This window comes from Methylobacterium sp. J-077, assembly GCF_022829365.1.
Classification (GTDB): domain Bacteria; phylum Pseudomonadota; class Alphaproteobacteria; order Rhizobiales; family Beijerinckiaceae; genus Methylobacterium.
Genome location: NZ_JAKSYJ010000229.1, coordinates 1 through 20859, shown reverse-complemented (window position 1 = coordinate 20859; position 20859 = coordinate 1). Strand labels below are relative to the sequence as shown.

Sequence of the window (20859 nt, the reverse complement as noted above, 5' to 3'; positions counted from 1 at the left end):
CCGGCCTAGAATACGCGTTCGAGGACTGCGCTGTTGCAGCTGTCACGGCGGCCGTGGTCGTAGCAGCGGCGGATTTTCGGTCATGAACGCCGGCCTGGAGTTCATGCCCGAGAACGGCGGCGGGGCCGGGGTCCGGTTCAGGGAGCGGAAGGGCGGGGAGGCGCGAGGAGCGTTGAGGCTATGGCCTTCGTATGCACTGCGAGTTGTGGTTTTGGATTAGAGATCCTAGGTGCAGGTCCAGTCAGCGTGGCTATTATAAATATTGGCCACGATAACATCAAACCGCTTAATTACACCGCTGTCATAGGATTAGATATATTGCCGGGCGGTAGCTACGAACTTTACGTACAGCTTGTCGAAGCCGACGATGCAACTGGCGAGGATCGCCTGTTTTGGAGCGGGCGGGATACATCGTTCATCAAGGGTGTCGCCGATAGAGCTGCTGTTCTTGATGCGATCCTAACTGGGCTCAGAGTCCTCATCTCACGGAACGGCCCTGATGAATTTTCGTGGTTCACTTACGACGAGGCCATGCCGAAAAAGGCGCTCGTAAAGTTCCAATCCTTCAAAGAAGTCATTGAGGGCTGCGGGTACACGGTCACATCATCCCGCTTGGCCGCCGGTCGCAAAGCATGGAAAGCGCGTCGATAGGCTACCGTTGACAGACTGCAGGGTGAGCCCGATCCTAAGGCCTTGAGGACATGCATATGACCCGCGAAGAACTTACAGCGCTTGCCGAGACCGCCGAGGAGCGGACCAAGGGCTATCTGCGTGCGGCCCTAGAGGACCCGGCCGTGAAGGCAGCCGTTCATCGACGCTACGTGCCGTCCGTGATGTTCGGCCCCGCCGTCGCGAACGATCATGGCCGAGCTGCTGCGAAGGATACGAAGCGCGCGTAGGCCGCCCAACAGGTGTCCCCGCAAGGGGCTTTGGGAGCCGGCATTCAGCCCAGCGAGAAGAATGCGCCGGCTTCAGAACAGGCCTCGTTGGAGCGATCCGACGGGGCCTTTCTCGTTTAGGGTGAGCATGCTCACAGCCGCCTACTACTACAACCACATCGTCCGCCCGACCGTAGACGAATTCTGCTGCAACAACAGCGATGTGCGCCTCGCGATGCTAGCCTGCATGGCAACGCTGCACGTGGTCGACCATGTCGTGCAGAACCGGATGCCCGTAACGACGAAGAAAGAGGCTGAGCTCGCCGACGCCGAGGTAATACGCATTACCAATGACCTAGCTGAGCGATGCATCTTCTTCGCGGCCGTGCGTGCTTATGGCACTGCCTCAAAGCACGGCCGGATCGGGCTGCAGCGCAGGTTCAAACCGGGCTTCCACACGGGTAGCGCTTACTATGCGCCGCCGTTGCCGGAAGAAATCCTAGTGAGAACAAATGTTCGATTTCTTCACGACAATGCCGGCGGAATTCATCTCCGGTGGTCAGAGGGCGGTTACATCAATCTAACGCAGTCTCTTTCATCACTGTTGCCGATCCTAGAAACAGAATTTCCGGAACTGATCACTGCATAGGTCGTGATCGATGGTGAAGTTCTAACCGAACCGCATAGAAACCCCGTATAAATTTTTGCCAACGCTGCATGCACCATCACCCTTCCCCGCGCGCGGCCCGCATGTCGGCCGCCCGTGTCACCTGCCGGCCGGTCTCCCGGGCCGCATAATTGATATCGGGGTTGAACGACTGCTCGCGGAAGGGCTGAGCCGACGTGCGGTTGACCTCGACCTTGGCCAGCTTGAACGCCTCGGCCGCTGGACGCGCGACCCGCGCGCGTGCCAGGCAGGGATAACCTCACTGCTCGAAGCAAGCCAAATGTTGGGTAGGAATGGTTGGAGGCCGGGGCCCGGAGTCGAACCGGACGTGCGGAGCTTTGCAGGCTCCTGGCTGGACACTCGCCCACCTGGCCATCCCCTTTTGACCACGCCGCCTGTGCAGCCTCAAGGTGACGCGATGAGGGATCCTCAGATGGCTGCCAGGAAGCTTAGCGAACTCCTACCAACCATGCCCCCCGGCCTGGAGTTCATCCCCGAGAACGGCGGTGGAGCCGGGATCCGGTTCCGGGAGCGGAAAGGATAAGCCGTTCGGTATCGGCAGCAACGCGGGAGGCGCCATTAGTTCCGGCGTAAGGAACGCCAAAAAGGTATGCCCGAGTTCAATCCGCCGAGTAAATTCGGATGTAATCGACCCACATATCGACATATTTTGCAGGTGGCACGACAATCGGCCAGTCACCGGAAGATAGAGCATTGTTAAACATCCAGTACAGTGGCGTCTTGCTGCCTGCTGCCGGAATAGATACTTTGTATACTATTTTGTTATCGATATAGAATGTGGCGTTGTCATCTTCAACTAAAACGCCATAAATGTGCCAGTCCGAAGTGGCATCGAAATTCTTAGTAAAAACCTGCCGGTTTACACCGTCGTTTTTCCCGCCTCCTACCCAAAGGATGACGTTGTTCGCGATAGCATATTGGCCGGGATCAGCCTGCTCGTCGTAAGCCTCAAAACCGTCGATTTCCAGACCGTTAATATCTGTATTCAGGCTTGAAGCCCACATGCTCGGCCACATGCCCTTGCCGAGCGGTAGTATGGCCCGCATCTCGACGTAGCCTTTCCGAAACACCGCGATCGGAGGCCGACCGTCTGCATAGGCAGTACAGAGCAGGCCAGAGCGCCACTTTCGGTTCCAGCCCTGCGGATCCTTGTACGCTTCGTCATAGATGGCGCGTATGCGCAGGCAGGACGGCATCGGAAGCTGGAAGACATCGCTCAGCTTTTCGTCCTTCGTCATGAAGTGCGAGCCCGAGCCCCATTGGCTACCGTCAGGGCGCACGCCAAACGCCCACCGACTGTCATCAGGGAGCTTGTCGAAGTCGTCGGCGAGAAGCGCCTTCATCCCGGTGGCGGGAGCGGGAATGGGCGGGGCGGCACGCACGATGGCCGGGTTGTCGATCAGCAGCGTGAAATCGAGGTGAACTGCCTTCTCGGTCCAGTCATCGTACCATGCCATGATGCGGCAGTTCAGCGGGCCGGTGCGCACGCCACTGAGATCCATCGTGGCTGTCCAGCCGCCCTTGCCGTCCTGCACGACGCTGCCCCACTGCGATACGCCGGGCACGGCGATCATGATGTTCTTAAAAATGCCGGCGTAGGTGCCAGCGAGGGTGAACGTTTTGCTCGCCGTGACGATCGCATCAGGGTAGGCAACGCATCCCATTGCGTCGACCGTAACATCCCCCGTCTCTATGGGGGATGTCAGCCTCAAGCCGCGCACCACCGTAGCTCCGGCCGCGATTGTTGGGAACGCACTTGCCGTAGCAGCGGCAGCCCCAACGCCCAACAACGATCGTCTGTCAATCTGCACGTAACACTCCATTCCGCAGCGCTTTCGTGAACGAGCGCAACCTTTGGCTTCCAGCATCGGCATCTACACTTGTAAGGCTAGCAGCTTCGTGCAGCACGCGCCCAGCTGAACGCCCTAATGCGGACCTCTCTTTGGTCGGTGGCGACCGTCCTGACCCGCCGGACCTATTCCGATCCGGGACCGCCGGCAGATCGCGGCGCGGCCCTTCCGATAACCAACCTCTGGCATCCTGCATCCCAAGCCACGTTGCGTATCGGCTTCCGCCGGTAAGATCGACGACCTCCCCCGCCAGCCCGTGATCAGATTGGGCGGCGGTCCAGCGCCGGCTCGGGTCGAGTTATCCGGCAATTCCGGAACGCTAGGTCAGGCCGGGTAGGGGTTCGTTAACTACGTCGCGACAGGGTGCTCTCAGCGATCGGCTGGGGAGCCGAGCGTCGGAAGAGCAGCACCGCCCCCTGGGTGACACGGTGCGGCCTCGCCGGCGCAGTCGCATCAAGCCCGCCACTGGAAAACCAGGGCGGGCCTTGCTCGTTTTGGACCTTGAAAGGTCAGCCTGGCGGTGCACCATGGCGTGTCCTCCCGAGGGACACCCACCGGCCCGGTCCAAATTTCCTCCCCTCACTCGGACTGGGTGGGTGGGCCTCAGACGCTGAGCAATTCCGCTTCTGGCCGCATGGCCTGCCGGCAGCGCTTGGCGTAGCTCGGCCGGATGTCATCCGGTCTCGCTCCCACCTTGATCCCAAACCCCGTCGCTATGTGGCACGGGGCCATCGAGAACATCTCCGAGCGCGCCTCGCCCTGCCGCTACCTCACTCCGACGCAATGGGCGAAGATGCGTGAGTCGGCGCTCGATTTCTGCACCCGCTTCGGCGCTGAGGCGCACGGCCTGGGCTGGACGGCGCCCCAGCTGTTTGGCGTCCACCCCGATCACGGCACGCTCCGGGTCGACTACTGCGGCGCGCTCATGATCGCTGGCGACCAGGTTCAGGCCGTGGACGCCGATCGCATCGTGTTCGAGCGGACCGCCGCGCGCCGAGACAAGGAAGGTCAGGCGTGGGGCCCGCCGATCTGGGAGTTTAAGGCGAAGGCCGGTTAAGACTCCCGCAACTCGTTCGGGCCGAGCTCCGCGATCAGCGCCCGGCCGGCGGCCGTCAGGAACCATGCCGGCTGCGACCGCCCGACCCCGCGCACGTGCCGCTCCTCGACCAAGCCCATCTCGGCCAGCATCGGCATGTAGGTTGGATAGGCTTCGTGCCGGAGGCCCTGCGGATGGGCGGCGCAGGCCCGGAGCGCCAGGAGCGCGCGGCCGCGGATTGGGGCGTGCGGTTCGGTCGGCATCAGGTCAGCGGCCCTCGACGAGCCAGAGCAGCAGCGCCGCGGCCACCATCAGCGCGAGCAGCATCAGGCAGTTGACCACGTCGCGTCGCGCTATCGGACCGGCACTCAGAGCGTGATCGAGAAGCCCGGCGGCGGTCGAACCGGCCCCCATCCCCGACAGGAGGATGGCTGTGATCAGGATCCAGCCGGTGAGGGTCTGAGGCATCGTGAGCTACTGCAACCGGCCGACCCCGGCGTTCAGGCCGAGGCGAATGGCCAGGGCCAGTAGGTCCCCAGCAGTGAGCCACGCGCCACCATCGACGCGCCAGTTCTCGAAATCGTCGTCAGGCTGGACGGTGTGGCCGCGGGGCGTGATCACGGTCACGGCCTCGGCGATGGGATCCTCTTCAAGCATGCGGCTACGCGGAAACCATCATGCCGATACCGTCAGCATCACCATGCGGACCACGCTCATGATCTGCTCGTCGCTGCCGTTCGGCATGTCGAGCACCACCTTCTCGATGATGCCCTGCGCGATGCCCTCGTACAGGCCGAGGCCAAGGGCAAAGCCGGACAGGCGCTGCACGAGACGTCTGACGACGGCTTTCTGGTTCGGATCAGGTGCGGGCTTGCTCATGCTTTCACCGGGTGCGCCAGCAGGATCGCGGTGCGAACCATGTTGCGCTTGTAGGCATCGCGGTCGGTGAGCAGGGCATCTTGGGAGGCTTTATAACTCGCGACTGCTGCTACGAGGTCGAGCGTCCAGCCCTTGGCCAGCGGGTAGGCCTCTGAGGTCAGATCAACGAGCACGGCATCGACGGCGGCGGTGATCTCGTCGTCCGTCACCTCGGAGACCTTGCGCAGGTCGGACACGGTTGGGTTGCTCGCCATGCCGGAGAGCTACTGCAGCGGGCCGGGATCGTCGATCGCCCTGGCCGGGCGGCCATATCATCACGGCTCGCCCGGCCTCGCGCACATCTGAGTGATAGACATTGTCGATTGATTGGAGCTGTTCTAATTTACGCCGGTGCCTCGGGTGGCCTGGACCAGATGCTTGATCAGGACGGCTTGTTTTGGCTCAATGACGCTCAGTGGGCGGTCATCGCTCCTCACCTGCCGGACGGTGTTCGTGAGCGCCTCGACGACCGACATGCGCTGTCGGGCATCATCCATGTCTCGTTGAGCGGATGCCGGTGGCCAGATTGCCCAAAGGTTTACGGCCCACCAGGCGGCATCTACCAACGTTTCAGCCACTGGCGTCATCGCCCGTTCTGGTCGGCCATGCTGAAGGCGTTGGTCAATGCCGGTTGGGCTGAGGAGGCTCGTGCTCTCGACCCCATCGCGATGGCACGAGCTCGACCACGGCGTCGCGGCCTCAGGATCGACCGCAACTGGCGTCCTCACCGCCAAATAGCCACTCGCCCAGCGAGCGATTAACCGCGCTCGCGGAGCGCCAGATTGATGATCCACCTCAGTCTCAGACCGTTAGGCCGTCGTCACCATTTGTAGCTGACCTTTGCCAATACGCGCCGACCGTCGCCGTAGAAGCACGAAGTCTCCGACTGACACGACGAGACGAAGCGTCGGTCGGCAAGGTTCGTCGCGTTTACCTGGAAGCGCCAGTTCTGGTAGTCGTAGTGCACCTGCGCGTCGAACAGCAGGTACTCTGATACCTTCAGGGTGTTGGCCACGTCCGCGAACGAGCGCCCGACATAACGCACGCCGCCGCCGAAGCCGAAGCCGCGCCAGTCGCCGACTTGGATGGTGTAGTCAGCAAACAGCGAGGCGAGGTTCTCAGGAATGTTGACGGGCGTCTTTCCGATCCGCGTCGGATCCGCATCCTTCACCGTAGTGAACCCAAAATCGGTGAACGAGGCGATGAGATTGAGGCCGTCGAACAGGTTGGCCACCAGCTGCGCCTCGAAGCCGGTGGAGCGCACCTCGCCGACCTGGGTGTTGAACAGCGTGTTTACCGGGTTGGGGGTGAGCACGTTGTTGCGGTGGATGTCGAACCCGGCCAGGGTCAGGAAGTAGCCTTGGCCTGGCGGCTCGAACTTGACGCCGCCCTCGATCTGCTCGCCGGTGTCGGGTTTGAAGGCCCGGCCGTTGATGTCAGTGCCGATCTCGGGCTGGAACGAGGTCGAGTACATCACGTAGGGTGCCAAGCCGAAGTCGAAGTTGTAAATCGCCGCCACCCGGTAGGTGAAGGCGCTGTCGTTGCGGCCGTTGGTGTTGGACGGCGTCAGACGATCGTAGACCGTGTTCTCGACGAAGTCCTGACGGCCACCGACGACCAGGGTTAACTCCGGCGTGAGCTTGATCTGGTCCTGGAAGTACAGTCCAACTTGCTGGAATGAGTCGGCGTTGACCAAGTACGGCGTCGCCGAGACCGTCTGCGGGCCGTAGGTCGGCGCGAGAATGTTTAAGTTCGGGCCGGGGAAGCCGGAGGCTTGGTTGTCGTGGACTTGGAAGTTCCGGTACTCCACGCCCATCAGGAAGTCGTGCCGGAAGAAACCGTCGGAGAACTTGGCCTCGGCCTGGGTGTCGACGTCGAGCTGCGCGACCTTGGCGTGGTCCCGGAACAGGTAGCGGGCGAGCTGCGTCTGCTGGGCGTCGGCGTAGCCGAGCTGGCCGATATAGGAGTTCTGGAAGCTCTCGGTGATCCCGTAGCGGGCATTCTGGCGGACCGCCCAGGTGTCGTCGAAGACGTGCTCGAACTCGTAGCCGATGAAGGCTTGATCGCGCTGGAAGGTGTTAAAGCCGGCGTCACCGACGTTGAGCGAGCGCGGGATGCGCAGGCCCTCAGCTTGCGGCCGAACAGTGCCATAATACGGCAGGAAGTTCGAGGTCACCGCGGTGTTGTCGTGCTGGAAGCTCGACAGGATCGTGAGCTTGGTCGACCCGTCCGGCTTATAGGTGAAGGCCGGCGCAATGTAGTAGCTATCGTCCGGCGCACCCTGAACCTGCGTGCCGCCGTTGCGGGCATAACCAGTTAAGCGGGTGAACCAATGGCCTTCAGCGTCGGCCGGGCCACCGACATCGAAGGCGGCGTAGCGCTGATCGAATGACCCGCCGCCAACCTCAATGTAGCCGAATGGGTCCTCAGTCGGGCGCTTGCTGATCTGATTGATCAGACCTCCGGGATTGCCGGCGCCGAATAGGACGGCCGAGGGGCCGCGCAGCACCTCGACGCGCTCAAGCCCGAACGTGTCCACCCGGCTGTAGGCGAAACCGTAGTTCAGGAGCTGCAGACCGTTGAGGTAGAGGCCGTAATCGCTGACCACGAAGCCGCGCAGCTGGAAGTAATCGATGCGCGTGTCGGCGCCGAAAGTGCCCGCATAGGTGCCGGCAACGTACTGGGTCGCCTGCGTTAGGGTCTGGGCGTTCTGGGTGTCGATCTGCTGGCGCCCTACAACGGTGATCGATTGCGGCGTTTCGATCAGCGGGGTGTTGGTCTTGGTGGCGGTGGCCGAGCGCCGAGCCACGTAGCCGTCGATCGGGCCGGTCGGACTCTCAACGGCGCGCGAGGCCGCGGTGGCCCGGGCAGCTGAGACCGGTCCTCCGCCGCCCTGGCTCTCGACGCTGAGCTCTTGAAGCTGCACGCTGCTCTCAGCCGGCGGGTTGGAGCCGCCACGGCGCGGCTGCGTCGCTTGTTGAGCCTGTGCAACCTGCATCGTCACCAGCGAGACGCCCGTGAGGACGAAGGTCAGTACAGCACCGGGACGAAGAGGATAAAATTTCATATCACGCGTGCCCTGGGCTCGGTTCAAGTAGCCGCCCGCGTTCGTCGCAAAGGGTTGCAACGGGGCTGCCGTGTAGTTTGAAGCGATTATAAACTTCTGTTTTGTTTGGCTTTTCTAATTTACCGATACGGTGCTGGTTGAAGCCGAACAAGCCGCACAAATTAGAACGATGGGGGTTGTGGCCCGGCAGTCACAGCGGCATGCAGCTGAGCAAATGCTTACAAGGCGGCCACCCTGGGGCGCTGCCGGCCCCTATGTGAACGACCACACGAGCCGTCGGGCTTGCATCCCGGTCTCGCGCGCCTCGCGACCTCGCCGGGGCCGGCGCAGTGGGCATAGGCCGCATCTCGATAGCTCGCCAGCTTGTTAAGTTGCGATTTTAATAGCAGGCAATCACGTAAGCTTGCAGGCTTCGGATCGTGTGGGCCTGAAATCTCGTGGTCTCGGAATTGAGATGGCGCCGCAGCTCGCCAGCAGGCTGGCTTGTGGTCATGTTGACAGGATCGCTCGCAGGCTCGATTGCTGCCAAGCTTAATCGCATCGGATGGGGGTGGATTTGCAGGTGATCGCGGTCACAGCCCGAAAGGGTGGCGTCGGCAAGACGACGCTATCGATGCACCTGAGCGTGCTGGCTGCGCAGGCGGACCACCCTGCCCTACTGATCGACACGGATCCGCAGCGGTCCCTGGCGTGGTGGCACCAGTTGCGTGGACCAGACGAGCCAAAGCTAATCGAGGCCGACGCACGCGAGCTGCCGGAGCTCGTCGCGGCCGCGCGGCGCGAGGGGTTCGGCCGGATCATCATCGACACGCCGCCTCACGCAGAGGACTCTATCCTCGCGGCCATGCGGGCGGCTGACCTCGTGCTCGTCCCGACCCGACCGGGGCCGCTTGACCTGGCGGCGGTCGCATCGACCCTCGACTTGGCGCAGCGCGTCGGCAAGGCGCCGCTCGCCGTCATCAATCATGCGCCAGCTCGGACCGGCTCGACGGAGCCTGCGATCGTGGCCGAGGCAAGGGCAGCACTCGTCGCCATGGGGGCAACCGTGGCGGCAACCGCGCTCGCGAACCGGGTCGCCATGTCTCACGCGATCCTGACCGGCTCGACGGTCAACGAGCACGAACCGGACGGGAAGGCCGCGGCCGAGGTCGCCGCACTCTGGCAGGAAGTCGAGGCGGCGCTGGCCGCCGGGGAGAAGAAGGCACGATGAGCAAGGCGCCCCGCCCTACCCTGGATAGCCTCGCCGGCCGGTTTGCCCGGAAGGATCCGCCGGTCGTCGCTGCCAACGTCGATAGCGAGCCGACCACCGCCAGCGAGGCAGCACCCGCAGCTGCCGAGCCCCCGGCGGCGTCCACTAGGTCTGTGAAGGCCAAGGCCGACACTCGGGTGCAGATCCTCACGCGGATCGACCCCACCACGCGCAAGCGGCTCAAGGTCATCGCGGCCGAGCAGGAGCGAACCATTCAGGAGATCTGCGAGGAGGCGATCCGCGATTTCGTGGCGCGGCATAGCAAGTGATCTCGATCTCGAGATTGCGAGCTATCAAACCCCTAAGCTTTCAAGCTGTCGATCCTTCGGGCTGGTCGACGGCGTGAAGATCCGGGTCGGCGAGCGAGGCGAGATGCGCCATGTCCGGGTCGCGAGCATCGAGCGGACCAAAGACGACTCGGTGTCCGTCACCGGCCTCATAGGCTTCGGACGCGCCGAGCGTGTGTCGATCGAGGTCGACGCTGACACCCTGGCCGAGATGGTGCGGGCGGCGCTCCGGAGCGAGCCGCGCCCAGAACTCACGAGAAAGCCAAAACCGGATTGAACGATCAAGGACCGGACATGCGTCGATCGCTCGCAATCTTGGTATCAAGCTGGCTTGAGTTCTTGTTCCCGAGCCGTCTGGCATGTAACTTTCGATAAGCGTCATTCTCGGAAGTTTGACTGGTAGGCAGAGCCTATGCCGACGTTTCATCTGATAGACGGCACGATGGGCCAGCGCCTGCCGGTGAAGCCGGCCAAGGGCAAGGGGTGCAACGGCTGCGGCTACCGCTGCGCCGAGGAGCCGTGCGAGCTCGCGGGCGAGTACATCGGCGCCGGCACGGAATGCCCATGCCCGGCCCTGGAGTTCGAGGAGGGCCGGGCATGGTGTGGCCTTGTCCGGCATGCTTCCCGGTACATGGATCTGCCGAACGCCTGGGCGGACGCGATCCTCGGTGAGATGTTCGCGACGGCGCTCGGCGCCGGGCGGGGCTATGATGCCGAACTCTGAGATCCTGACCATTGAGGCGGTCGAAGCCGGGCTGCCGGCCGAGACCGCTGCGCTCGTCCAGACCTATCAGCGCGCCTCGAAGGCCTCGGCGACCATCCGGGCCTACATGTCGGACGTGCGCGTGTTCGAGGTTTGGTGCGCCCGGTACGGGTTCCGGTCGATGCCGGCCAACCCTGAGACCGTGGCGGCCTTCATCGTGTCCGAAGCGGAGGAGGGCAGGGCGGCTTCGACGCTCGGTCGCCGGATGGCGGCTATCCGGTACGGCCACAAGCTCGCCAAGGCGCCGGACCCCACCGACGACGAAGGCGTGCACGCCGCCATGAAGGGCGCCCGGCGCAAGTTGAAGGTCGCGCCCCGGCAGAAGGCGGCCGCGACCGCCGACATCCTGGCGGCCTTGCTGATGCGGACACCCGACACCCTGACCGGCAAGCGCGACCGCGCCCTGCTCGGGCTGGGGTTCGCCGGGGCGTTCCGGCGGTCCGAGCTCGTCGCCCTCGACGTCGCCGACCTGGTCGAGGATCCGGCCGGGCTGCGTGTACGGATCCGGAAGGGCAAGACGGACCAAGAGGGCAGGGGCGCCGAGATCGCCATCCCGGCCGGCCGGTTCATCCGCCCGGTTGCCCTGGTGCGGGAATGGCTCGACGCGGCCGGCATCGTCGAGGGGCCGGTGTTTCGGCCGGTCTCGCGGTCGGGGAACGTGCGCGTGGCTAAAGTAGCAACAGGTAGCCACGCGCCCCGGCTGACGACCCAGGCGGTGGCCGACATCATCAAGCGGTACTGCGCGGCCGCCGGGCTCGATGCCTCAACCTTCGGGGCGCATTCGCTCCGGGCCGGCTACATCACGACCGCGGCGGAGCGCGGTGCCGACCTCACCCGGATCATGGACCAGAGCCGCCATCGAGATCCGCGGACCGTGGTCGGCTACATCCGGCGGGCGAACGCCTTCAAGGGACACAGTGGCTCGGGGTTCTTGTAGAAAAAGGCTCATCGATGCTCAGCGATCAGATCCGCGCCGCAGGCATTATCGCGGAGAACGTTGTCTCGGCGCTGGAACGGCTGGACGGCGACAGCCTCGCGAAATTGCCCCGGGAGGCGGCGATTGCCGGTCTGATGCGTGAGTTGATGGCGGTGATGCCGACTCGGTTCGATGGCGTGCTGGCCGCCGCCTGCAAGCGATACCTCGCCACCCTGCAGGACCAGGGCTGGGCTGGGCCGCGGGTCGAGACGGTCAGCATGGTCGACGGGTCCGTAACGATGCGGAGCGGGTAGGTGTCGACTACATCCGGCGGGTCAACACCTTCGAGTGGCACTTGGGCAGCGGGCTCCAAAGGACTGGTGGCTCGGCGCTTGGTCCCCAAAGCACTGATCACTCATCAGCAACACAGGTCGAGACCAACTTGCTCATAACACGATCGTGAATTCCGGACGGCCTCTATGCCTTAATCCGCGTCTCGATTTCGCCCTCCTACACCGCTGTACTTATGATGCCGGCAATGGAAGCGTCGGCGCAGCGAGCCGGAGGCCAGCACAGATGTCGATCGCGCAGATGTTTCGCGGCACATTGATGACGCCCGTGTGGCTCACCCAGCTCGCGACCGGAGCGAAATCCTTCGTCGATAACCCGATCCTTGGCTCGGAGCGGCTCAACCGCGCTGGCCTGCACACGCTGCGCGTGCGACTCGCCCACGCCATGGCGACCCTGCGCCGCGGGCAGCTCGCCCATCTGGTGACTCGCCAAGATCAGACTGACTTCGCCCGCAACGGCTTCATCGCGCGCGCGGACTTCATGCCCGCCGACCTGCACAAAGCGGTCTACGCCGAGGTCACCAGCGTCGCCGCGGAGGGGCGCGAGCAGGTCCAAGGCGACACCGTCACCCGCCGCATCCCGCTCGATCCGGAGACGCTCAAGCACATGCCGGCGATGCGCCGGCTCCTAGCGATGCCGGAGTGGAAGAACCTGCTGCGCTACGTGTCGAGCTTCAATTGCGAACCAATCCTAACCGTGCAGACGATCCTGTCACACGTCACCGACGCGCCGCCGGACCCGCAGACCAACTTCCACATCGACACCTTCCATCCGACCATGAAGGCGTGGCTGTTCCTCACCGACGTCGCCGCCGACGAGGGACCTTTCACCTACGTGCCGGGCTCGCACCGCCTCACAAAGCGCCGGCTCGCCTGGGAGCGGCGCACCGCGATCAACGCGGCGCGGGGTCTCGACCGGCTCAGCGGCCGCGGTTCGTTCCGCGCCACGCCGGCGGAGCTGAAGCGCATGGGCTACGCCGACCCGGTGGCTTTCGCGGTCCCGGGCAACACGCTGGTGGTGGGCGATACGGTCGGTTTCCACGCCCGCGGCCCGTCGCTGCGGCCGGCGGTGCGCATCGAGGTCTGGGCCTACGACCGACACAACCCGTTCCTGCCGCTCGCTGGCTTCGATATCTGGTCGCTCACGGGTCTCGCCCGCTGGCGCACGCGGATCGAGTGGTGGCTGCTGGACCGTCTAGAGCAGCTCGGCCTGCGCCGAAACGTCTGGCGCCCGGTCGGTGCACTCACCGCTGACGCCCCGCCGCGGATCGTCTGAGGCGGGGGTTCCAACCGAAAGCTCCGCGCAGTTCCAGGGCGTCGGACCAGAGGTCTTTAACACGCGCGAACCTGCGCTTCGAACTCGGATATGGGGCCGAACCGAGCGAGCTTGTGCGCGTACTCAAACGACCACCGGGGGTCCGTGCGCTCGACCTGCCTCCCCCGCAGGCCGTCGACGAAGACATTGAAGCGCGCGCGCTCCTCAGCGATCAGGCGCAGGGTCGTGGCGCGCACGTAGTCCGGGGGTAAAGCGCGCGCCTTCATAGCCGCAACGCCGTCCTGTACGGCACGCATATCATCGTCCACGATCAGGGTCGTGTCCGGGTGGAAGAAGACGTCGCGTCCGCCTCGGCTACGGGTAGAGACCACTGGCAACCCAGAGAGCAGGTACTCGATGCTCGCGTACATCGCGCCCTCAAGCTCGGACAGACACAGGCCGACGTGAGCCGACGCCATCGCGTCATTGACCTGCACGTGGTCCATGGGGACGACATCATTTGCGGTCACATCATTCAAGATCACATGGTTGTTCGGGAGGCTGCGGACAAACTCACGCAGATGCTGACGCTTCAGCTGCGGCGACCAGGTGGTGAACATCTTCGTTACGTAGGCGCAGCTCGGCAAAGTGCGCGCGAGCTCATGCCGTTTGAATGGAGCGAGCTGGGCGTTGTAGATTGCATCGAACCGTCGCTCGCGACCCGGGATCGGGCGGTACATGCCCTCATCGACGAACATATTCTGCGGAGCGTATCGCACGTCGACCCCGAGCCGTCGCAGAAGCCTCTCCTCATCGCGGGTATTGGCTAGGATGACGAGCCTCGCACGCGGATGCGCCTTCCGGAACCGGCGGTGCTGAGCGGCCAGTGCGAGCGCGTTCACCCTGCGCTCCAAGCTCATCGTGATCGGTACCAAGAAGACGAACGTTTCGTCCGGGAACCGAGTGGCCAAGTGATGTGCCACCCCGAACGGCCGCGGCTGTGGTTGGCAGCAGAAGATCAGCGGGTCGAGGCAGAGGAACATGCCAACGACCGGTCTGTCAGGCGGCCAACCGCGCGGATCGCGCTTCAGTAGGCCAGCGAAGCCGGCCATGTGCTTCAAGATGGGAATTTCGAATAGGAAGGGGTACTGGATGTTCCGCAGGTTCATCGTCTACGGCCACCTCGCCACCACTTCACCTCTGGGCTGCGACGCCGTTGGGTGACGCGCACGGCCGGCGTCGCGCATCGCGGCATGCAAAACGCGCCGGTGCGGTACGCCCGATTAGAAACGTGTCACCGACACGAAATTAGGCTGTTATCACAAACCTTTCCCGCTTGGTGTCTGGCGTTCGGCTGACACCTGATCGTGATCAGGCATGCAGGCTCTATCAAACGACGTCATAAGAGAGTCGGCGACACCGAGCCTGGGCGGCCATAGAGCGCCGCAGCTCGACCTACCGATGCTCAATCCTCCGGCTCGACGCACGCGTTCATGAACGTGAAGCGCTCTGAGCCCTTCAGCTTCTTCTGCGAGGCTTCGTGCTTACAACGTGCCAGCACCTCTGGATCGACATCCGTCATCGTGTCTTCGCTCTGGACGGAGCCAGTTACCGGCTTGTCCGCAGGCGCCGGCGCATTCTGCGCAAGCGCGGCAGTGGTGAGGACCGCGAGGGCCGTCGCGGCCAGGATCGAGCGTTTCATCGCTGTTCTGCCTGAGCTACCTTGCACGGGCGCGTACCCTCACCGCAATCTGCGGCGAAGGTTCGGCAGAACACGCATGTTGTTGGCGTCCTACGCCTCGGTGGCTTCCTTGGCCTTCCGCGGCCGACCGGCAGCACGCTTCGGCTTGTCGGAAACGGTCTCCGCGTGCTCGGCAGCCTTAGGAGCCGCCTTCTTGCGCTGTTGGCCGAGGCCAAGGCTCTTGGCCAGCGCCGAGCGCTGCTCGGAGTAGCTGGCGGCCGTGGAGGGGTAGTCGCGCGGCAGGCCGAAACGCTCGCGGTACTGCTCGAACGTCATGCCGTTGCCGGTCACGTGACGCTTCAGAGTCTTGTACGGCTTGCCGTCGATGAAGCTGATCAACGCGTCAGGGGTGATCGACTTCCGGATCTGTGACGGGGTGAACTTTTCGACCGTTGGGGCTTCGGGGGCGCTACCTTGCCTCAGCCCGGCAACCGCTGCGTGCACACTGGCAAGCAGGTTCGGCATGTCACTCGGCCGTACAGGGTTATTCGACACGTAGGCCGAGACGATGTCGGCTGTCATTTCGATGATATCGACGGCCTGAGCCTCGATGATCTCTGCGTTTTCGTCCACGATGCACCTAATTTTGAGCAAGCCAGCACAGTCTGTTGTCGCGCTGCAAAACGCAATGCGTTATCTTAGAAGAAATCTATTGTTTTAGGTGCCGCAGAAATGATGCCGAGCCCCGATCTTGAGCGGTTCGCTGCTCTCATCGCCAACAACGTCGTCTCGGCCTTCGAGCGCGAGCAGGACGGTGCAGAGTTTCATCCCACCGCCCGTGAGACCACCGTGTCCGTGCTGGTGCGATCCCTCTTGGCCATCATGCCAACCAAGTCGAGCGACGTACTCGCGGCGGCCTGCAACCGCGGCCTCGATGACGTTGTCGGAGCGGTTGGTCTCGTCAGCCCGCGGGTCGAGGCGGTCGATCCCGATGGCGGTTCGGGCACGATGACATCGGCATGAGGAGCAGCCAGCTATGAGCGACGAGCAAGATCAGCCGCAGCTTCCCGAACCTGACCACCGCCAGAAGCTGGCCATCCAGAAGGCCGCAGTGCGCTACGAGAAGCGGCCTGAGCCCCTGTCCTACGGCAGCCAAGCCGGGATGACGAACAAGATGAACGGCAAGGGCAAGCACAGCGATGACGCTGGGCACATCCTCCAGGTCGTGGATGCTTTCGGGACCGCCTCGCCCGAGTTCGCCCAGCACAACGCCGGGCGGGTGGCGGCGGTCATGCGCCAGCGTGGCGCGGCCATCCCTGATGAGACGGAACTGAACGCGGGCCTCGCCGCCGTCAGCGGGATCGCTCCAGAAAACGAGGCGGAGGCCATGCTCGCGGTCCAGATGGTCGGCACCCACGAGGTCGCCATGGAGATGCTGACCAAGGCCAAGCGTGCAGAAACGACCGATCAGCTTGAGCGCTACGGCTCCCTCGCGACCAAGCTGCTGCGCACCTACACGACCCAGTTGGAAGCCCTCGCCAAGCTCCGCCGGGGCGGCTCACAGAAGGTCACCGTTGAACACGTCCACGTCTACGAAGGCGGTCAAGCCATCGTCGGGAACGTCCCCACCCAAGGCGCCCAGCCCCGACAGGGGGGAGGGGGTCGCCAAGAAACCGGACATCAACCCCATGCACTCACTGGACCGGCAGCCCTCGCCTTTCAGGCTGACCCCGAGATGCTGTGCTCAAACACGGACCGGGACGCGGTGTCTATCGCCAGCGGTGAGGGGAAAGGTGCGGTGCCGGATGCACGGCGGATCCGCCGGAAGCGGAGCGCCAAAGGGTAGCCGCAACGGTCGGTACCAGCATGGAATGCGAACACAAGAAGCGATGCTCGAAAACCGCAGGGTTCGCGAGTTGACCTCCGAATGGCGGGAGGTCTCAAAACGCCTATCACTCAAAGAGTAGCTGGGACATGCGAACTGGCCCACTTAGCCACCACATCCGGCAGCCCACATCCCTGACGGATCGAACCGTATCCGAAAATATGTTCGCACCGTCGCGGCGTACAACTCGACGGAGCGCTGTGCGTAAGGACTTTGAAAAAGGCACAGCTCTGATCCCGACTTGACTTTTAGAACATAGCTAGCGCATATCATGAACGTACTGCTGCAGGCTTGGCCTACGGTGTAATAGCCAGCTCCCTTGCGGAGCCGCGGTCTGGGTGGCTAGCCAGGCCAGGTCCGGATCACCGCGTCATACGACGGAGGGCACCGGCACCAAGCGGCTCAACAGCCGCAGGAGCGGGAACGGGTCGCCCCGACCCCGCAGACGACTGGTCCGCAGATTGATGCGCGCCCGGTCCGTTCCGCGTCAGTCTCCGCGAGGAGAAAAGCGGCGAGTAAAGGCCGACAGCCTGACCCCGGCCTGCCCGATAGGGTTTCGTCCATCAATCTATGTGACCGTTACGGCAGGCTCCGGCACGTCAGGTCGCGAGCTTTGTCATTTTCTAGGCAAAGCTATGCCCTCCGCCCAGCCCACCAACACATCAGGACCAGAGAGCGGCATTTCTTCTGAGTGTGCCCTTGTTCATCTGGTGTGTTCCTGACAGTGGGGGTGGGCCCTTCCGATCATCCGGCAGGTTGATCGGCTCGGTCGAGCACTCAGGCTGCACACGTGTGGCCACCGATCGATTAATTCCCGGACGTGATCATGCGTCCGGGAATAATTCCCCCCTTTCCCACCGTCTTATAGGGAGTCGAGCGCCATTCTCCCTTTGCAGGCCGGCTGCCGGAGCGCGAAACGACCCACAATTTCAGCCAATTAAATCCGCTCATAGGGCAACAAACGAGTATGGGCCTTACCGCGGTGTTTACGGTCGAAGCGCCCCTCTGATGTGGTTTGTATGAGACCGCCGCTGACGGGGTCCTGGCATGCGCTTTGAGACGCAAGTAGCAGACTCGAAGATGGTCGACGCTATGACAGGTAGATCCAGACGACGTCACTCTCAGCCGGTTACGGACCGGAGCAGCCCTGCCGATCGGATCACTTCAAGACCCGATGCGGGCAAACAGGTCGAGCTGCCCCCCCGGCCTACGGGCGCGAGAGCGCGAGCTGAGCACACCACGCAGGGATCGCGGTAGCGAGACTGTCGGCAGAGCCACGCCCGACTTGCCGTAGAGCACGGCGCCGACGATCCAGCAGCCATCGCCGTGGTGGAACACGTTGGCGGTGTGCGACCCGGCTCGCAGGATCTCCTGCACGAGTGCCTCGTCGACGCCCATGCCGGACAGAGTCGTGAACAGACAGGCGAGCCCCACCGCCTCGACATTGAAGGACTGGAACTCTATGGCGCGCTGCCGCCAGATTTGGCGTACGGCCCCGGCGCTGGTCTGGGCGAACGGGTTGGGCGCCGGCTGCGTGGCCAGATCTGCCACGAAAGCCGCGATCGCTTGCCGGTCGGCGATGTGGTCGGCTGCCAGCAGGGAGACGGCGAGCTGGCGACGGCTGATCGGCATGGCTCTCCCGAGTGAGCGCCTGAAGGACGAGCGCCCGCGGTGTGGGCGGACGATCCTGCGGGGCGGGCACGTCCTCCCTCTAGCGCTCCCATACCGGTGCCGGCAGTCCAGTCCGGCCACACCTGCGAACGCGATCAACGCTTGGCGGTGATGCTGTTGGCCCGTGCCCGGGGGAGGTAGCTGTAGAGGGTGTCCCGGTTGACCCCAAGCCGCTTGGCGACGTCGGCGACGCTGATCGTGCCAGCAGCCAGCATGGCGCGGGCAACTTCTAGGTCAGCCGCGTTGAGCTTCTTCGGCCGACCTCCCTTGCGCCCGCGAGCGAGCGCTGCTTGCAGTCCCTCCATCGTACGCTCGCGGTTGAGGTCGAGGAAGTACTCGGCCATCGCCCCGTGCATCTGCAGGGCGAAGCGCCCGTGCGCAGTCGCGGAGTCGAACTGCTCGGTGAGCGAGCGGAAGTGCACGTCCTTCACGCGCAGGCCGTCGATGGTGCGCATCATCTCGACGAGCGAGCGGCCGAGGCGGTCGAGCTTCCACACCACGAGCACATCCTCGGGGCGCAGGTAGGCGAGCGCGGCCTCGAATTCCGGCCGCTTGGTCCCGGCCTTGCCGGACTTCTTCTCCTCGAACAGGCGCTCGCACCCGGCCTTGGTCAGTGCGTCACGCTGCAGATTGAGGTTCTGGTCGAGGGTGGAGACGCGAGCATATCCGATGAGCATGTCGGGATAGTGCCAAAACGCCGTTTGTCCGGCAATAGAAAAGCCGACACGTTTTTCCGACAAGAACAGGACGGTTTTGGGTGACTCGCATGTGACTTTGATCGCTAATTGGCACTGATGATCAGCGCTATGTGGCACCGATGACGAGGACAGAGCGGGCGGCCTCGACCACGTCCTCGGTGACCGCGTTCAGCCCGTTGATGCGCATGACCCGGGCGATCTGCACGAACAGCCGGTGCACGAGGCGGAAGTTGCCACCGGTGATCCGCACGATGGCGGCGACCGCCTGGAGGTCGGTGAAGTCCGCCTCGTCCAGGTCGAGCCCGAGCTGGCGCCAGCGCCGGGTCAGGACGAAGGTCAACTCCTCGCTGCGCAAGGGCCGATAGGTGTGGGCGAAGCCGACGCGGCTGAACAGCTGCGGATAGCGCGACAGCCGCAGCTCGATGCCGGGCATGCCGATCAGGATGACCCCGATCCCCTCCCGGTCGTACAGGTCGCGCAGGTACTCCAGCGTCGGCATCGACAGACGCTCGGCCTCGTCGACGATCATCAGTTCGACGCGGCGGCGGGCGATCAGCACATCCTCGCCCTGCAGGTGCTCGTCGATGAGCCGGTCGGTCCGGGCCAGCAGGCGGGGCAGGTCCTGCTTCAGCTCGCGCAAGGTGACGCCGACGGTGGGCGTGTAGAAGACCGAGCGGGCGCGGGCGAGCGCTGCGTAGACGCTGGGGCGATCCGCCGGCCGGCCCCAGTCCGCCAGCAGGGGCTCGGCGGCATCCCATCGGGCATGACGCCGGGCCGACAGCGTCTTCCCGACGCCGGCCGGGCCATGGCACACGCCGATGTAGCGGTGCTTGCGCACGGCCTCGGCGAACTCGGTGAAGCGCCGATGCTCGCGCGTGACGATGAAGGCGCCCGTGCGCTCCCCCTCGGGTCGCTCCGGGGTCATTCGTCTTCGGCGTAGGTGCGCAGGCGAGGTCGCCGGGGTGGTATCGGCCGCGGCGCCGGCGGCGTGGCCAGTGTCGGGGAGGACGGCAGGAGATCGCGGACGCAGGCGCGCTTCTCGCGGATGATCCCGTGCAGCCGCCGGCGATGGGCGGCGCGTGCCGCCTGGACGTCCTTCAGGGTGATGCGGGAACCGGCCTGCTCGGGGCTGACGGCCCGGCACAGGAAGGCGTTGCGGTGAAAGATCCGGAGCTCGCCGAGATCGCGGGGGTCGTACCGGACGGTGACCGCCTCCCCGACATAGGCGGCCAGGGTCGGATCGAAGTAGCGCAGCCCCTCGAAGCGGATGCCGTCGCGCCGGACCACGCGCGGCTTGGCGACCATGATCAGGAGGCCGTCGAGGGCGTCCAGGCTGTCGGGCAGCCGCGGCAGCCAGCCGGCACCGCGCCATGCCTCGACGGGCGCCACACCGATCCCACCGTGAACCCGGACGTTGTAGCGGCCGACGATGAAGGAACCGATCGCTGCGTCCAGCTCAGTGAGCGACAGGCTCGGCGCTGAGGCCGGCTTCCCATCCTGGAGATGGCCGGGCAACTCGGGCAGCAGCTCCGTGTTGAGGGTGCCGAACAGCCGCTCGATCTTGCCGCGGCCCTGCGGGCGGGCGACGATGGAGTGGACCAGGCGGATGCGCAGGTCGGCCGCGGCCTGGTCGAGGTGGCGGCTGGTGAAGTCCGATCCGTGATCGA

Annotated in this window: 29 protein-coding genes and 1 tRNA gene; 15 read left to right on the top strand and 15 right to left on the bottom strand. The window is 64.2% G+C overall.

The genetic code is table 11. The features are described from left to right. The first annotated feature begins 180 nt into the window (after positions 1-180). The 3 genes from MKL11_RS28760 to MKL11_RS28750 all read left to right on the top strand — a co-directional run bounded on the left by MKL11_RS28760 (position 181) and on the right by MKL11_RS28750 (position 1527). The gene (locus MKL11_RS28760) at positions 181-651 is read left to right on the top strand and encodes a hypothetical protein (protein ID WP_243949969.1); all 471 of its coding nucleotides are present in this window, start codon (positions 181-183) and stop codon (positions 649-651) included. A gap of 56 nt (positions 652-707) precedes the next feature. Continuing rightward, positions 708-899: a hypothetical protein gene (locus tag MKL11_RS28755; protein ID WP_243949968.1), complete on the top strand. Its 192-nt coding sequence runs from the start codon at positions 708-710 to the stop codon at positions 897-899. Positions 900-1026: 127 nt separating this feature from the next. After that, a complete protein-coding gene (locus MKL11_RS28750; protein WP_243949965.1) occupies positions 1027-1527 on the top strand; it encodes a hypothetical protein in 501 nt (166 codons plus the stop codon). 316 nt (positions 1528-1843) lie between these two features. Here the strand turns inward: MKL11_RS28750 and MKL11_RS28745 are convergent. Both MKL11_RS28745 and MKL11_RS28740 read right to left on the bottom strand, forming a co-directional pair. After that, a tRNA-Cys gene (locus MKL11_RS28745) sits at positions 1844-1919 on the bottom strand. Between the two features lie 246 nt (positions 1920-2165). Beyond that, on the bottom strand, positions 2166-3440 hold the full coding sequence (locus MKL11_RS28740; protein WP_243949963.1) for a family 16 glycosylhydrolase: 1275 nt from the start codon (positions 3438-3440) through the stop codon (positions 2166-2168). Between the two features lie 691 nt (positions 3441-4131). On the opposite strand from MKL11_RS28740, the gene MKL11_RS28735 reads away from it, so the two are divergent. Then, entirely contained in the window at positions 4132-4473 is a 342-nt protein-coding gene (locus MKL11_RS28735; RefSeq protein WP_243949961.1) for a hypothetical protein, read from the top strand. Here MKL11_RS28735 and MKL11_RS28730 read toward each other — a convergent pair. The 5 genes from MKL11_RS28730 to MKL11_RS28710 are packed head-to-tail and all read right to left on the bottom strand — an operon-like array spanning position 4470 to position 5567. After that, complete coding sequence (locus MKL11_RS28730) at positions 4470-4715, bottom strand: hypothetical protein (RefSeq protein ID WP_243949959.1); 246 nt, start codon at positions 4713-4715, stop codon at positions 4470-4472. The two genes, MKL11_RS28735 and MKL11_RS28730, sit on opposite strands and share 4 nt — an antisense overlap. A gap of 4 nt (positions 4716-4719) precedes the next feature. Then, a complete protein-coding gene (locus MKL11_RS28725) occupies positions 4720-4920 on the bottom strand; it encodes a hypothetical protein (RefSeq protein ID WP_243949957.1) in 201 nt (66 codons plus the stop codon). Positions 4921-4926: 6 nt separating this feature from the next. Beyond that, positions 4927-5109, bottom strand: a complete 183-nt coding sequence (locus MKL11_RS28720) for a hypothetical protein (RefSeq protein ID WP_243949955.1) — start codon at positions 5107-5109, stop codon at positions 4927-4929. 18 nt (positions 5110-5127) lie between these two features. Next, the gene (locus tag MKL11_RS28715; protein WP_243949953.1) at positions 5128-5331 is read right to left on the bottom strand and encodes a hypothetical protein; all 204 of its coding nucleotides are present in this window, start codon (positions 5329-5331) and stop codon (positions 5128-5130) included. After that, positions 5328-5567 carry a hypothetical protein gene (locus MKL11_RS28710; RefSeq protein WP_313900795.1) on the bottom strand — a complete coding sequence of 80 codons (240 nt, stop codon included), beginning with the start codon at positions 5565-5567 and terminating at the stop codon, positions 5328-5330. The genes MKL11_RS28715 and MKL11_RS28710 overlap by 4 nt, the downstream gene beginning before the upstream one ends. Before the next feature lie 177 nt (positions 5568-5744). Here MKL11_RS28710 and MKL11_RS33255 point away from each other — a divergent pair, with 177 nt between their 5' ends. Continuing rightward, positions 5745-6131: a transposase gene (locus MKL11_RS33255; RefSeq protein WP_279600780.1), complete on the top strand. Its 387-nt coding sequence runs from the start codon at positions 5745-5747 to the stop codon at positions 6129-6131. 59 nt (positions 6132-6190) lie between these two features. On the opposite strand, the gene MKL11_RS28700 is transcribed toward MKL11_RS33255, so the two are convergent. Further along, positions 6191-8437, bottom strand: coding sequence for a TonB-dependent siderophore receptor (locus MKL11_RS28700; RefSeq protein ID WP_243949948.1), 2247 nt, complete (start codon positions 8435-8437; stop codon positions 6191-6193). A 562-nt stretch (positions 8438-8999) separates the two neighbouring features. Here MKL11_RS28700 and MKL11_RS28695 point away from each other — a divergent pair. From MKL11_RS28695 to MKL11_RS28665, 7 genes are all read left to right on the top strand, one after another. Continuing rightward, positions 9000-9647, top strand: coding sequence for a ParA family protein (locus MKL11_RS28695; RefSeq protein WP_243949972.1), 648 nt, complete (start codon positions 9000-9002; stop codon positions 9645-9647). Beyond that, entirely contained in the window at positions 9644-9955 is a 312-nt protein-coding gene (locus MKL11_RS28690) for a ribbon-helix-helix domain-containing protein (protein WP_243949946.1), read from the top strand. The genes MKL11_RS28695 and MKL11_RS28690 overlap by 4 nt, the downstream gene beginning before the upstream one ends. Before the next feature lie 73 nt (positions 9956-10028). Continuing rightward, positions 10029-10250 (top strand): hypothetical protein, encoded by a 222-nt coding sequence (locus MKL11_RS28685; protein ID WP_243949944.1) that lies wholly within the window; start codon positions 10029-10031, stop codon positions 10248-10250. Between the two features lie 135 nt (positions 10251-10385). Beyond that, the gene (locus tag MKL11_RS28680; protein ID WP_243949941.1) at positions 10386-10697 is read left to right on the top strand and encodes a hypothetical protein; all 312 of its coding nucleotides are present in this window, start codon (positions 10386-10388) and stop codon (positions 10695-10697) included. Next, entirely contained in the window at positions 10681-11673 is a 993-nt protein-coding gene (locus MKL11_RS28675) for a site-specific integrase (protein WP_243949939.1), read from the top strand. Before MKL11_RS28680 ends, MKL11_RS28675 begins: the two co-directional genes overlap by 17 nt. A gap of 14 nt (positions 11674-11687) precedes the next feature. Continuing rightward, positions 11688-11966, top strand: coding sequence for a hypothetical protein (locus MKL11_RS28670; protein WP_243949937.1), 279 nt, complete (start codon positions 11688-11690; stop codon positions 11964-11966). A 262-nt stretch (positions 11967-12228) separates the two neighbouring features. Beyond that, positions 12229-13278, top strand: a complete 1050-nt coding sequence (locus tag MKL11_RS28665; protein WP_243949935.1) for a phytanoyl-CoA dioxygenase family protein — start codon at positions 12229-12231, stop codon at positions 13276-13278. 56 nt (positions 13279-13334) lie between these two features. Here the strand turns inward: MKL11_RS28665 and MKL11_RS28660 are convergent, their stop codons facing one another. From MKL11_RS28660 to MKL11_RS28650, 3 genes are all read right to left on the bottom strand, one after another. Next, on the bottom strand, positions 13335-14426 hold the full coding sequence (locus MKL11_RS28660; RefSeq protein ID WP_243949932.1) for a glycosyltransferase: 1092 nt from the start codon (positions 14424-14426) through the stop codon (positions 13335-13337). A 296-nt stretch (positions 14427-14722) separates the two neighbouring features. After that, complete coding sequence (locus MKL11_RS28655) at positions 14723-14959, bottom strand: PsiF family protein (protein WP_243949929.1); 237 nt, start codon at positions 14957-14959, stop codon at positions 14723-14725. A 90-nt stretch (positions 14960-15049) separates the two neighbouring features. Further along, positions 15050-15571 (bottom strand): MucR family transcriptional regulator, encoded by a 522-nt coding sequence (locus MKL11_RS28650; RefSeq protein WP_243949927.1) that lies wholly within the window; start codon positions 15569-15571, stop codon positions 15050-15052. Positions 15572-15670: 99 nt separating this feature from the next. Here MKL11_RS28650 and MKL11_RS28645 point away from each other — a divergent pair, with 99 nt between their 5' ends. From MKL11_RS28645 to MKL11_RS33250, 3 genes are read left to right on the top strand one after another with little or no spacing between them, the layout of a single operon-like run. After that, on the top strand, positions 15671-15961 hold the full coding sequence (locus MKL11_RS28645; protein ID WP_243949925.1) for a hypothetical protein: 291 nt from the start codon (positions 15671-15673) through the stop codon (positions 15959-15961). 13 nt (positions 15962-15974) lie between these two features. Further along, positions 15975-16784, top strand: a complete 810-nt coding sequence (locus MKL11_RS28640; RefSeq protein WP_243949923.1) for a hypothetical protein — start codon at positions 15975-15977, stop codon at positions 16782-16784. Continuing rightward, complete coding sequence (locus tag MKL11_RS33250) at positions 16720-16905, top strand: hypothetical protein (RefSeq protein WP_313900794.1); 186 nt, start codon at positions 16720-16722, stop codon at positions 16903-16905. The genes MKL11_RS28640 and MKL11_RS33250 overlap by 65 nt, the downstream gene beginning before the upstream one ends. A gap of 1082 nt (positions 16906-17987) precedes the next feature. Here MKL11_RS33250 and MKL11_RS28635 read toward each other — a convergent pair. The 4 genes from MKL11_RS28635 to MKL11_RS28620 form a co-directional block, all read right to left on the bottom strand. Further along, positions 17988-18455: a hypothetical protein gene (locus MKL11_RS28635; protein WP_243949922.1), complete on the bottom strand. Its 468-nt coding sequence runs from the start codon at positions 18453-18455 to the stop codon at positions 17988-17990. Positions 18456-18589: 134 nt separating this feature from the next. Continuing rightward, positions 18590-19171, bottom strand: coding sequence for a recombinase family protein (locus tag MKL11_RS28630; RefSeq protein ID WP_243949920.1), 582 nt, complete (start codon positions 19169-19171; stop codon positions 18590-18592). Positions 19172-19298: 127 nt separating this feature from the next. Then, a complete protein-coding gene (locus tag MKL11_RS28625; RefSeq protein ID WP_243949918.1) occupies positions 19299-20117 on the bottom strand; it encodes an AAA family ATPase in 819 nt (272 codons plus the stop codon). Then, positions 20114-20859 (bottom strand): Mu transposase C-terminal domain-containing protein (locus MKL11_RS28620; RefSeq protein WP_243949916.1); only part of this gene is annotated, 746 nt, incomplete at its 5' end. The genes MKL11_RS28625 and MKL11_RS28620, both read right to left, overlap by 4 nt.